The sequence below is a fragment of the Paenibacillus sabuli genome, assembly GCF_014705605.1.
GTDB classification, from domain to species: Bacteria; Bacillota; Bacilli; order Paenibacillales; family Paenibacillaceae; genus Paenibacillus_D; species Paenibacillus_D sabuli.
Window position 1 is genome coordinate 1 of the sequence record NZ_JACXIZ010000017.1, and the last position, 12,220, is coordinate 12,220.

At 58.3% G+C, this 12,220-nt stretch carries 10 protein-coding genes; 7 read left to right on the forward strand and 3 right to left on the reverse strand.

The genetic code is table 11. The features are described from left to right. Positions 1–314: 314 nt before the first annotated feature. Together IDH44_RS10460 and IDH44_RS10465 are read right to left on the reverse strand one after the other, a co-directional pair. On the reverse strand, positions 315–1,772 hold the full coding sequence (locus IDH44_RS10460) for a collagen-like triple helix repeat-containing protein (RefSeq protein WP_190917386.1): 1,458 nt from the start codon (positions 1,770–1,772) through the stop codon (positions 315–317). A gap of 101 nt (positions 1,773–1,873) precedes the next feature. Beyond that, positions 1,874–2,716 carry an AraC family transcriptional regulator gene (locus tag IDH44_RS10465; protein WP_190917388.1) on the reverse strand — a complete coding sequence of 281 codons (843 nt, stop codon included), beginning with the start codon at positions 2,714–2,716 and terminating at the stop codon, positions 1,874–1,876. 173 nt (positions 2,717–2,889) lie between these two features. Here IDH44_RS10465 and IDH44_RS10470 point away from each other — a divergent pair, with 173 nt between their 5' ends. After that, positions 2,890–3,957 carry a Gfo/Idh/MocA family protein gene (locus IDH44_RS10470; protein WP_190917390.1) on the forward strand — a complete coding sequence of 356 codons (1,068 nt, stop codon included), beginning with the start codon at positions 2,890–2,892 and terminating at the stop codon, positions 3,955–3,957. A gap of 163 nt (positions 3,958–4,120) precedes the next feature. Here the strand turns inward: IDH44_RS10470 and IDH44_RS10475 are convergent, their stop codons facing one another. Continuing rightward, positions 4,121–4,573 (reverse strand): MarR family winged helix-turn-helix transcriptional regulator, encoded by a 453-nt coding sequence (locus tag IDH44_RS10475; protein WP_190917392.1) that lies wholly within the window; start codon positions 4,571–4,573, stop codon positions 4,121–4,123. A gap of 182 nt (positions 4,574–4,755) precedes the next feature. Between IDH44_RS10475 and IDH44_RS10480 the strand changes: the two genes are divergently transcribed. From IDH44_RS10480 to IDH44_RS10505, 6 genes are all read left to right on the forward strand, one after another. Beyond that, complete coding sequence (locus tag IDH44_RS10480) at positions 4,756–6,264, forward strand: MDR family MFS transporter (RefSeq protein ID WP_223869564.1); 1,509 nt, start codon at positions 4,756–4,758, stop codon at positions 6,262–6,264. A gap of 358 nt (positions 6,265–6,622) precedes the next feature. Continuing rightward, the gene (locus IDH44_RS10485) at positions 6,623–7,885 is read left to right on the forward strand and encodes an MFS transporter (RefSeq protein ID WP_223869565.1); all 1,263 of its coding nucleotides are present in this window, start codon (positions 6,623–6,625) and stop codon (positions 7,883–7,885) included. A gap of 154 nt (positions 7,886–8,039) precedes the next feature. Next, a complete protein-coding gene (locus IDH44_RS10490; RefSeq protein WP_190917396.1) occupies positions 8,040–9,638 on the forward strand; it encodes a spore germination protein in 1,599 nt (532 codons plus the stop codon). 17 nt (positions 9,639–9,655) lie between these two features. Beyond that, positions 9,656–10,861 (forward strand): Ger(x)C family spore germination protein, encoded by a 1,206-nt coding sequence (locus IDH44_RS10495; RefSeq protein WP_190917398.1) that lies wholly within the window; start codon positions 9,656–9,658, stop codon positions 10,859–10,861. A 5-nt stretch (positions 10,862–10,866) separates the two neighbouring features. Continuing rightward, positions 10,867–11,100 carry a hypothetical protein gene (locus IDH44_RS10500; protein WP_190917400.1) on the forward strand — a complete coding sequence of 78 codons (234 nt, stop codon included), beginning with the start codon at positions 10,867–10,869 and terminating at the stop codon, positions 11,098–11,100. A gap of 16 nt (positions 11,101–11,116) precedes the next feature. Further along, positions 11,117–12,208, forward strand: coding sequence for a GerAB/ArcD/ProY family transporter (locus tag IDH44_RS10505; protein ID WP_190917401.1), 1,092 nt, complete (start codon positions 11,117–11,119; stop codon positions 12,206–12,208). The last annotated feature ends 12 nt before the right edge of the window (positions 12,209–12,220 follow it).

Below are 12,220 nucleotides of genomic sequence, written 5' to 3' on the forward strand. Positions count from 1 at the left end.
ATGGCTTCCTGGCGAAGATTGACTGGTACATCGGCAAACGGCTGATGATCTTCTGCAGGAAGAAATACAAGCGATGGAGATTGAGGCAATCCAACTTCTTCGAGGTTCTCAAGACAGAAATGCTGAAATCCGCTACCACATGGCGAAGTACGTACTGCGCAAGGTGAAGAACGTCGGAAAGCCGTATGCGGGAAAACCGCACGTACGGTTTGATGAGGAGGGGCTGGTGCTACCAGTCCTTTACTCTACAGAGCTGTTCGCCAGTGCGCTCGCCCCATTCCGGGGCTGTCTTCTTCGGGTAAAAAGAGGTTGCCTTATCGCTGATCGCTGATTGTAGCAGTGCTATTGTTGGCAGCCAGCGCAGTGAGCGGATCGTAGGGCGGGCCGGAGATCGTGCCTGCGAGCAGCGCGATATCGACGGCGTTGACCGGACTCCCCCAGGAATTTCCCGACAGAACGAAAACGGCGCCATCAATGACAAATCCGCGAGTATTGTACACCACGTTATCGAGTATGTTGCCGGTCGAATTCGGATTGAGATAGGCCGGTTGCCGCAAGGAATAGAACAAGCAATCGCGCACTATCAAGTTGGTCACGTTGGATTGGGTGACAAATCCGCGATTGACGACCCATCCGGTGGAAGGCCCGGCCTGCGGCGGACCGTAAATGACATTGTTGGAGAGTCTGTGATTAGAGCCGGCCAATTGAATAAATTCGACGGGGTATGGCAGGTCGCTCGTAATCGTCAGTCCATCGACCGTAATTCCTGTACCCGTAATCAGGAACGGGATGACAGCAGCTTGAAGGACGATCAGCGCATCGGGATAGCCTTGCAGGGTTACTCCCGTCTTGTTGACGGTTATCTGGTCAGCAAGGGGATACGTGCCCCCGAGAATATGCACAGTACCCGTTGGAGCAACGGCGGTTACGCCGGTCTGGATCGTGCCGAACGGGCTCGCCTGAGAGCCGTCGCCGCCGACCGCGCCGGCCTGCACAAAAACATCAAACGGACTGGGTTCGAGCGTGCCGGTCGGTCCCGTCGGCCCAATATCACCGGTCGGCCCAGTTGGCCCAGTCGGTCCGGTCGGTCCGGTGACGCCCGTCGGGCCGGTAGCGCCGGTGGCGCCAGTGTCGCCAAAGCCGGTCGGTCCTGTCGGTCCGGTCGGTCCGGTGATGCCTGTCGGGCCGGTAGCGCCGGTGGCGCCGGTGTCGCCAAAGCCGGTCGGTCCCGTAGGTCCGGTCGGTCCGGTGATGCCTGTCGGGCCGGTAGCGCCGGTGGCGCCGGTGTCGCCAAAGCCGGTCGGTCCTGTAGGTCCGGTCGGTCCGGTGATGCCTGTCGGTCCGGTAGCGCCGGTGGCGCCGGTGTCGCCAAAGCCGGTCGGTCCCGTCGGCCCCGTCGGCCCTGTGGGTCCCGTCGGCCCGGTCGGCCCAGAGGCGGGTCCTGTAGGTCCTGTAGGTCCGGTTGGACCGATCGCGATTGGCGTGCTGAGAATGCTCTCCAGCTTCGCCTGAAGCAGCCATTCTTTGTTTGTCAACACTTTGACCGTATCGCGCACACTGGCATTCATGCTTAGCAGATCGCTGATTGTGGCCGGGGGCGCGGTCACGCCGGGTAATGTGCCGAGCACGTATTGAAGATTCTCTCCTTCGGCATTGAGGATATGGCTGAGGCCTAGCTCCTCCAGTGCAATCGAGGACAACAATAATGTGATGGCATCGTCTCTGGTCACATTAATAACCGGCGTTATGTTGGGGATATTCCCCTGAGACACGGCTGCACCTCTTTTCGATTGGAAAAATTTACTTCATCTTATTCCTGCTTTCTACGATTGGTGTCTTCGCCTCATCTGAATGAAGGGGAAGCGAAGAATGCTTAGCCGCCGAAACGCGCAGGGGCGGCTGCGGGCTCGCTGTCGCGATATTGACTCGGCGCCAGCCCGAACCGGCGTCGAAAAGCGCGGCTGAAGTAGGGGTAGCTGCGGAAGCCCGCCGCCCGTGCGACCTCCTCCAGCGAGGCGCCGCTGGAGGCGATGCGCTCGGCCGCGATGGCGAGACGCACCTCCACCACATAATGCATGATGGATTGGCCGAAGGCCAGCTTGAAATGATGGCAGGCGCCGGAGATGCTGACGCCGAGGGCGCGTGCGATGCGCTCCAGGGTCAGCGCATCCGTGGCATGCTGCTCCACATATCGTTTGATCGCATACGCGACATGCGATCCGCCGCGTGCGAGCTGCCGCTGCTCGACTTGAATCAACCGATCGAGCGACAGGCAGAGTACCCGCACCAGATAGTCCTGCAACTCTTCGTTGCCATCGCTCAGGTTGCGCTTCTCCAGGATCAGCTTGCGCCACGTAGAAAGCAGACCTTCGTCAAGCGGAACGCGTACGATGGTCGAGCGGGACGAGCGGCTCCACCATTGGCGCATCCATTCCCCCCTGCAATTCAAATGATAATCGCCGCTATCGATGCAGCCGCTCACCGGGTCCGCGCTGCAGGCTTCCTCGACGTGAAGGACGTATCCTCCTCCGGGAGGCGAGAGGATCAGATCGCCCGGTCTGATCAAGTGATCCTCGCCGTCCAAGATCGCCCGGCATACGCCCTGAACTTGCAGACGAAGAAGATAACGATCGAGATGATTGCGCACACTTGATGCATATGGCTTGGTGTGGTGGGAATAACCGACGCCTTGCACGATAATTTCCGGAATCTTCATGCTCTCCTCCTGTATCTTCTTTTAGAAGCGGATAAGGTCACCCTACAAAAATTTGCAAGATAAGTCAAATGAATAGTCGATCGGGTATTCCAATTTTTTGTCGCCACGGTATACTAGGAGCAGAATAAATGCAAGCGCTTGCCTGATAAGCGCTGAAACAGGAGGATCATTAGATGAACAAGACGTACAAAGTGGGGATCGTCGGAACAGGCAACATTTTTAAAAGTGCGCATTTGAAGCCGTGGCTGGAGCACGACGAGGCGGAACTGGCGGCACTCTGCGATACAAATGGCGCGCGGGCGCAAGCCATTGCCGATGCCCATGGCATTTCGGATGTATACACCGATTATCGCGAGCTGCTGGCGGATCCGAGCATTGAGGTGGTGGACATTTGCACGCCTAATCTGTACCACTCCGAAATCGCGGTTGCCGCGCTCAAGGCTGGCAAGCACGTCTTCTGCGAAAAACCGGATGCGGTAAGTCCGGAGGAAGCGCAGCGCATGGCGGATGCGGCGGCGGAAAGCGGCAAGCTGCTGATGGTGATGCGCAACAACCGATTTACGCCGGCTTCGCGATTTCTCAAGCGCTACATTGAAGAAGGACGAATGGGAGACATTTATACCGGACGCTGCGGCTGGTTGCGCCGTCGCGGCATTCCGGGCAAGGGCGGCTGGTTCACGACCAAGGAGTTGTCTGGTGGCGGGCCGCTGATCGATCTGGGCGTGCATTTTATCGATCTGGCGATCTGGCTGATGGGCAATCCCAAGCCCGTCGCGGTCAGCGGCGCGACCTACACCAAGTTTGCGAACAACGAGCTTTCGGACTCGATACATTCCAATTTTGGCGAGAAGCAAGACAACGGCACCTTCGATGTCGAGGATTTGGCGACCGGCTTTATTCGCTTCGACAACGGCGCCACGCTGCAGCTGGAATTCAGTTGGGCCTCCAATGTCGGAGAGGAGATGAATTTCGTCGAGTTGCGCGGCACCGAGTCCGGCGCCAGCATCAAGCGCGGTGAATTGCAGATCTTCTCGGAGGCAGCCGGCGGTCTGGTCGACGTTCAGCCGCTGTTGCACAAGCAGAAAGCCGCGCCGGCGCACGGCGAGAATATTCGTCATTTTGTCGATTGTCTGCAGGGCCGCTCCGAACCGACGATCCGGCCGGAGCACGGCGTCGATATGATCAAAATTTTATCGGCAATTTATGAATCTGCAGCGAGCGGCCGGGAGGTCCGGCTGTAGCAGCGCTTGATCAACTGTTTTCGAGCATTACAAAATAAGCAAAGTTGAAATTTTCGCTTTTTCTACGTTCACAAAAACGCCTTGGCCTTGCGGCATTGCCGCAAGGCCAAGGCGTTTTAAATGCCGTTATCGTTGTGAGCCAACCGCGGACCGGGCGATATCATTAGCTGTGATCCTTCATCAGAATCGTACGCACTTTGTTCATGTGCTCGATCATTTCCGTCAAGTCGTTGTTGTCGAATTCACTGAGCATATGCTTGAATTTATTGCTAACGACACGCTGCATCTGCTCGCATACCTCGTCGCCATAGCCGGTAATGCTGACATCTACGGCCCGGCGGTCGTGCTCGCACACCCGGCGCTCGGCGAGCCCGAGACGGACGAGCCGATCGACGAGCGGCGTCATGTTCGGACGCGATATATTGAGCTGCTCGGAGAGCACGGATACCGTCGCGCTGCGATGCTCCTGCAGCAGCACGAGCACGCGGCAGGCGGCAGGGGTGAGCTTGATTCGCGGCACCTCCTCGGCCCCGATGGTATCGAATACTTTCTTTTGCAGCAAGGGCAGCATAATCATGAATTGCTCCGCCAGGGTGTCGATCAATTCAGCCCGCAAATGCACACCTTCCCCGTTCAAAATGGTTGCTTTTAGTTTAGCATAAGCTTTGTAAAAAAGATATTGCTTCATAATAGTTATTAAACTATAATTAGTTTCGGATTGGAGGTTGGTTCAAAAAATCAGAGCAACTTGCTGTCACAAAAAAGAGAAGAATGAAATGCAAGAAGGAGGAAACCAACTTGAATAGCGCAACTGCCGCCGGTGCCCCGCATCGGGATCTCGGCGAGGTCAAGCGGCTGCCGATTTTGATTTCGCTGATCATCGGCGCCTTTTTTTCGATTCTGAACGAAACGTTGCTTAATATTGCGTTTTACGATCTGACGATCGACTTGGAAGTTCCGTACTCGACGATTCAATGGCTGTCCACCTCATACATGCTCACCGTTGGCATTTTGATTCCAGTGTCTGCCTTGCTCGTGCAGTGGTTCACTACCCGCCAGATGTTCCTGGGCGCGATGATTCTATTCTCGCTGGGCACGCTGATCTGCGGCCTCGCGCCGGAGTTCCCGGTGCTGCTCGTCGGACGGATCGTACAGGCGCTCGGCACAGGGCTGATGCTGCCGGTCATGATGAATACGATTCTGATCCTGTACCCGCCGGAGAAGCGCGGCGCGGCAATGGGCAGCATGGGGCTGGTCATTATGTTCGCACCTGCAATCGGCCCGACGCTCTCCGGCCTCATTCTGGAGTCGCTGCATTGGCGCTGGCTGTTTTTCCTGGTGCTGCCGTTTGCGATTTTTGCGGTCATTTTTGCGGCCGCCTTTCTGAAAAATGTATCCGACGTGACGAAGCCGCGGGTCGACATTTTGTCCATTCTGTTGTCGACGATCGGCTTTGGCGGCATCGTATTCGGCTTCAGCAGCGCCGGCGAGGGAGGCGCCGGCGGCGAGGGCCACGCGGGCTGGTCGAGTCCGCAGGTATACTGGTCGATCATTGTCGGCGGAGTCGCGCTGCTGCTGTTCATCTGGCGTCAGCTCAAGTCCAGGGAGCCGATGCTCGACCTGAGAGCCTTCAAGTTCCCGATGTTCGGCCTGACGGCGGTGCTGCTTATCATCGTCATGATGTCGCTGTTCTCGACGATGCTGCTGCTGCCGATCTTCTTGCAGCAGGGGCTGCTGATGACGGCATTTGCGGCAGGACTGGTGATGCTGCCGGGCGGCGCGCTCAACGGGGTGCTGTCACCGTTCATGGGCAGGCTGTTCGACAAATTCGGACCGCGTGTGCTGGTCATCCCCGGGACAATCCTGCTGATTGCCGTCATGTACATGTTCACCCGCATCAACCTCGAGACCACGAGCGGGTACCTGATTCTGCTCCACTGTCTGATGATGGTGGCGCTGGCGATGATCATGATGCCGGCCCAGACCAACGGACTCAACCAACTGCCGCGGCGCTATTACCCGCATGGCACGGCGATCCTCAATACGCTGCAGCAGGTTGCCGGAGCGATCGGCGTCGCGTTTTTTATCAGCATCATGACGCGCGGTTCGAATCGCTATCTGGCGGGCTCGAGCGATCCGACCTCTCCTCAGGAGCTGCTCGTGGCGCTCAAGGAAGGGGTGCAGGGCTCGTTCCATATCGGGATGTACCTGGCCATCGGCGCACTCGTGCTCGCACTGTTCATTCGCCGGACGAAGGCGCCGGAGGAGCAGGCAGCGCAAGCGACTCAATCGCAAGCGCCGCATTAATCTAACATTTGGTACTGTCAGGGGGCGTCCTTCAGTCATTTTTAATGACTGAAGGACGCCCTTTCTTCGATTTGTTGCACAGCGCATTTTCTGTCATCTGTAACGGACGGAAATGACCGTTACAACGCTGAAGCCGTCGCATTCGAATTGTAACGGACACATTTGTCCGTAAGCGGGATCTGGTGCCTGCGTTCCTGCCAAGATCTATGTCTAACGGACAAAAGTGTCCGTAAGGTGAAGGGGTCTCAGTTTCTCCGTCCACATGTGATCGTTTGATTTTTTGGCTATTCAAGCGGCCGGGATTCGGTGTATGATTAGACAGGCTCTCACGAATTCATCCGGGAAGAGGAATATGCAAATGATGCTTAAGACGAATCGGCGGAAGCGGCAAGACGCGACTGTCGAATCGCAAGACGGAGCTGCCGTATCGCAAGACGGAGCTGCTGTCGGGCCGCAGGACGCGACTGGCGCGCGCAGGGCTCCGCAGCTCAAGCTGCTGCGCGGGCTGACGGCTTCTTATCTGGCGACCAATGCGATTATCGTGCCGTTTTTGCCGATTTACTTCGGCAATCAAGGGTACTCGCCCTCGCAGATTGGCCTGCTGATGATGCTCGGCCCATTTTTGTCGATTTTTGCCCAGCCGTTTTGGGGCTTTGTCAGTGACCGGTACAATACGCTTAAGCGAATTATCGCGCTCTTGTGGATTATGACGGTCGTGGCGAGCGTCGGGGTTTTCAACTCGAGCTCGTACGCGGTGACGCTTATTTTTATGCTGGCCCTGTTCTTTTTCGTCTACCCGTCGACCGCGCTGCTCGACAGTCTGTCCGTGCGGACGGCGGCCGAGGCGGGCCGCAGCTACGGCTCGATTCGCCTTTGGGGCTCGGTCGGCTTTGCAGCGGTGGCGCTCAGCTCGGGTGCGATCCTGCCGCTGATCGGCGGCGTCGAGCACGTGGCGTACTTGTATTGGGGCGTGTGGGCGGCGGCGCTGCTGCTGTTGTTCTTTTTGAAGGACGAGCCGGGCACGGGGGCGCGGCTGTCGGTGCGTCAGCTGGGCGCGCTGCTCGGCCACAAGCCCTTTTTGCTGCTGCTCGCGGTCTCCTTTCTCATTATGGTACCGCACCGCATGAATGACGTGCTGTTCACGCTTCATTTGCAGGAATTGGGCGGTACGGATGCGATGGCCGGCCTGGGCTGGGCGCTGGCGACGCTCGCCGAGATCCCCACCTTCGCGCTGCTGGGCCGCTTCTTGCATCGCTATCAAGAGCTGGCGCTGCTCGGCATCGCGGCGTCGCTCTATGTGGTGCGCTGGCTCGCCTATGCCTGGATCGACGATCCCGTTTTGCTGATTGCGTTGCAGGCGAGCCATATGGTCACCTTCGCGGTATTCTGGATTACCGGGATTCATTACGCCGTCAAGCTGGCGCCCGAGTCGATGCGCTCGACTGCACTGGCCTTGTTCTCGGCCGTCTTCCTCGGCCTGGCCGGCATCGTCGGCGGGCTGGCCGGCGGCGCCATCATGGATCAGTGGGGCGGATCGGCCATGTACGTGGCGGGGGCCGGCTTGTCGCTCGTCGCGGCAGTCGGGTTGATGGCGGCGCGCTGGCGGATTCGGGTACGTTAAAGGTGCGAGCAGACTTGCAGCCTCGCGGCATGCCGCGAGGCTCTTTGGCGTGCTGATGCATCCCGCTACCGAATATTGGTCATACTACTGGTCAATTGGCAGTCAGCCGCGAGCTGCGCCGAAATACGCAACTTGAGCAGGCAGGTGATGCCCGATGGGCATGCTAACGAAATTGTTGCGAAGCTGGGTCGCGCGCAGCACGCCCGCCCCTTCCAAGCCGAGCGAAGACGATCGCGCACGCCCGATATCAGGCAGGCTCGGTCAAGACTTTGCCGTCATCAAGCAGGCTTTTGGCGGCTCGGTCGATGTAGCGGGCGTCGAGATCAGTCTCGATCCGCAGGGGCGGCAAAAAATCGGGCTGGCGTATATCCAAGGTCTGGTCAACAGCGCAGCCGTTCAGGATTTGACGAAGGAATCGTTGATTTTGCGGGCTTCGGACTTTGGCGACGCCCTCATCCAATCAAGCAGTATAGCAGAAAAGGAAGCGCTGCTGCGCAATCTGATTGCGCCAATCGGCAGCATCGCGAGGGTCGGTACGATCGACGAGGTGCTGGCCGCCATGCTGAGCGGCTTTGCGGTCATATTGGCGGAGGGCTTGCCATGCGGATTCTCCACCGACACGCGCAAGGACAGCGACCGCACGGTGGAAGAGCCCGCTACGCAGTCCGTCGTGCGCGGACCGCGCGAAGGCTTCACCGAATCGCTGGAGACGAACGTGTCGCTAGTGCGCAAGCGCATTCGCTCGCCGCAGCTGTGGCTGGAGACGTCGCGGATCGGACGCGCGACGCAGACCGAGGTCGGCTTAATGTATCTCAAGGGAACGGCCGATGAAGCGGTCATCGAGGAGGCTAGAAGACGCCTCGCCCGAATCGACATCGACGGCATTCTGGAGAGCAGCTATATTGAGGAGCTCATTCAGGACGAGACCGCCACGCTGTTTCCGACGATGTACAACACCGAGCGACCGGATGTGACGGCAGCAGGCCTGCTGGAGGGGCGCATTGCGATCGTCGTCGACGGTACGCCGTTCGTATTGCTTGCTCCGGCACTGTTTATCCAGTTCTACCAATCCGCGGAGGATTATTACCAGCGCTTCGAGTTTGCCACGCTGATTCGGTTGCTGCGGTACGTTTGTTTTTTCATTACGCTGCTCGCGCCGGCGTTATATATCGCCATTACGACCTTTCATCAGGAGCTGCTGCCCAGCCCGCTCTTGTTTAACCTGGCGGCGCAGCGCGAGGGCATTCCGTTTCCGGCTTTTGTGGAGGCGCTCATCATGGAGGTCACTTTCGAGATCCTGCGCGAGGCCGGCGTCCGCTTGCCCAAGACGGTCGGGCAAGCAGTGTCGATCGTCGGCGCGCTCGTCATCGGCCAATCGGCGGTAGAAGCGGGGCTGGTCTCCCCGGGCATGGTCATTGTCGTCGCGATCACGGCGATTTCCAATTTCGTCATCCCTTCGTTTAATATGGGTATCTCGATTCGGATCTTGCGGTTCGTACTGATGGTCATCGCCGCGATCTTCGGGTTGTTCGGCGTGACGATGGGGCTCGTTGCGATTGTTCAGCATTTGTGCACCCTGCGCTCGTTCGGCGTACCGTATATGTCGCCGATGGCGCCGTACAACAATGCCGATCAGAAGGACACCATTTTACGATTGCCGCAATGGGCGATGTTTGCGCGTCCGCGCCATCTCACGCGCAACCGGATTCGCCAGCGCGATGCCAGGGCGGCCGGTCCCAGGCACAAGGACTGATAGCGGAGGGAACTCGGATGCAACGAAAACGTCAGGCCTTAATTCTCTTATGCCTCTGCGTACTGGGGCTGGCGCCGGGCTGCTGGGACAGCCGCGAGCTCAACGAGCTGGCGATCACGGTCGGCCTGGGGCTGGACAAGAGCGGCGACAATGTTAAAGTCACGACGCAAATTGTCAATCCCGGCGAGGTCGCCTCCAAGCAGGGCAATCAGGGCAACCGCATGCCGTTCACGACGATCAGCTCGACCGAGCAGACGGTGATCGAAGCGCTCCGCAAGCAGACCATTATCCTGCCGCGTGCCGTTTTCACCTCGCATCTGCGCATATTGGTCATCGGCGAGGAGCTGGCGCGAGACGGTATCCTCAAGGTGATGGACGGCTTGTCGCGCAATCGCGAGATGCGCTCCGATTTTTATATCATTGTCGCGCGGGACGCCGAGGCGGAGGATATCCTGGCGACCTTGACCCCGATGGAGCGCATCAGCGCCTACAAGATGTTCAAGACGCTGGAGATGTCGGCCGAGGAATGGGCGCCGACGGTGGATGTGGAGATGGACCAGCTGCTGCATGATCTGGCCAATCCGCTCAAGGATACCGTGCTGGCCGGGATGGTCATCGAGGGGAACAAGGAGGTTGGCTCGGAGGCTCACAACCTGGATCGATCCAAGCCGTTTACCTCGCTGGTCTTCTCGGGCCTGGCCCTGTTCCGCGACGACAAGCTGGTCGATTGGCTGAACAGCCAGGAGAGCAAGGGCTACAATTACATCATGAATAATGTCGATACGACGGCGGGGCATCTGGCTTGTCCGGACGGCGACGGCTTCATCGCGATGGAGGTCACACATGCCAAGTCCAGCATCAACGGAAGCGTGGATCAAGAAGGAGAGCCATTCATCGATCTATCCTTTCAATTGGAGGAAAACGTCGGCGAGGCGCAATGCGAAATGGACTTGAGCGATACCGCGTCCTTGGAGCGGCTGGAGCGAGTGGCGACCCGGCAGCTCGAGGAAATTGTCCGTCAGACGATCGCCAAGGCGCAGCGCAACAAAGCGGATATTTTCGGCTTCGGGGAGCGCATCGAGGATGCGGCGCCGCGGGAGTGGCTGCGGCTGAAAGACGATTGGCGCGAACGCTTCGCCAAGCTGAAGGTCAACATCGAGGTGGATCTCAAGGTCAGACGAATCGGCACGACGATCAATCCGTTGTCGGATAGGAAGGAGTAGCGAATATGCTGGGCACGCTCGCCATCTTGTTTGCCGGCGCGGGTATCGCGGCGCTTGAACTGCCCGCTCTGCTGCGACGGCACAAGTTCAAAGACGCTGCGATTTTTTTGAGCCTGTTGGCGCTGGGCCTGATCCTTGCGATCTGGACGGCCTTGCCTCAGGAATTGCCCAATCCGCTGGATTGGATTATCTGGATGTTCGAGCCCTGGGGAGAGCAGCTTCATCGCATACTGAGTTGAAGGGAGGCTGGAGGCTATGCTGGACAAGGGCCGAATCGGGCTGCATCAATTGACGGTGCTTGCCATTTTGTTTACAGTAGGCAGCTCCGTCCTCATTGCGCCATCCTCCCTCGCCTACGAGGCGCGCGAGGATGCCTGGATCGCGGCGCTGCTGGCGCTCGTCGTAGGATTGCTGGCCGTAGGCTTGTACAATGGACTCGCTCGCCTCTTTCCCTCCGCGACCCTGGTCGGGATGGCGCGGCTCTCGCTCGGCCGCTGGCTGGGCGGGGCGGTAAGCTGGCTTTATCTCGGTTATTTTTTTATGTTGTCCGCGCTTGTATTGCGTAACATCGGCGATTTTATGACGACGCAGGTGCTGCCCAAGACGCCGATTCAATTTATTCATATCTTTTTTTTGCTCGTGGTCGTCGCGGGCATTCGCAACGGCCTGGAGCCGTTCGCACGCGCGGCGGAAATTTTTCTGCCCTGGGTCATGTTGTTTTTTGTCACGATGGTGGTCCTGCTCCCCCCGGAGTTCCATATTGAAAATTTGCAGCCGGTGCTGGGATACGGGATCAAGCCGGTGCTGCGGGGCACGATCTCGTTATTCAGTACGCCGTACACCGAGGTCGTACTGTTTCTGATGATTATTCCGCTCGTCCGCAAGCGCGACCGCTCAGGCAAGGCGCTCTTGACCGGCGTGCTGATCGGCGGCTTGATGCTGGCGATCATCGCCTTGCTCTCGATCCTCGTTCTGGGCGCCGACCTTGCCACCAAGCAAGCCTTCCCGAGCTACAGTCTGGCCAAAAAAATCAGCATCGGCGATTTCCTGGAGCGGCTGGAGGTCGTCATGGCGGGAATCTGGTTCATTACGATCTATTTCAAATTAGGACTTTGTTTTTACGCTTCCACAATGATCCTGGGCGAGTTGACGGGCGCCTCTGATGTGAAGCCGTTTTATTTGCCGCTCGGCCTGAGTTTGCTCGCGCTCTCTATCGTCATTTATCCCAATTTTGCGTATTTCGTGACGTTTGCTTCGCGCGTCGACTTTCTGTATTCGCTCCCGTTTGCGCTCGGGTTTCCGCTATTGTTTTGGATTGGATGGCTGATCCGCGGCAGACTGGGCTAGTTCGCGACAAGC

What these genes read in the sequence shown, in the direction of transcription:
- IDH44_RS10465 (WP_190917388.1), bottom strand. Translation starts at nt 2,716, where the DNA reads ATGAAGATTCCGGAAATTATCGTGCAAGGCGTCGGTTATTCCCACCAC.
- IDH44_RS10470 (WP_190917390.1), top strand. Translation starts at nt 2,890, where the DNA reads ATGAACAAGACGTACAAAGTGGGGATCGTCGGAACAGGCAACATTTTT.
- IDH44_RS10485 (WP_223869565.1), top strand. Translation starts at nt 6,623, where the DNA reads ATGATGCTTAAGACGAATCGGCGGAAGCGGCAAGACGCGACTGTCGAA.
- IDH44_RS10490 (WP_190917396.1), top strand. Translation starts at nt 8,040, where the DNA reads ATGGGCATGCTAACGAAATTGTTGCGAAGCTGGGTCGCGCGCAGCACG.
- IDH44_RS10495 (WP_190917398.1), top strand. Translation starts at nt 9,656, where the DNA reads ATGCAACGAAAACGTCAGGCCTTAATTCTCTTATGCCTCTGCGTACTG.
- IDH44_RS10500 (WP_190917400.1), top strand. Translation starts at nt 10,867, where the DNA reads ATGCTGGGCACGCTCGCCATCTTGTTTGCCGGCGCGGGTATCGCGGCG.
- IDH44_RS10505 (WP_190917401.1), top strand. Translation starts at nt 11,117, where the DNA reads ATGCTGGACAAGGGCCGAATCGGGCTGCATCAATTGACGGTGCTTGCC.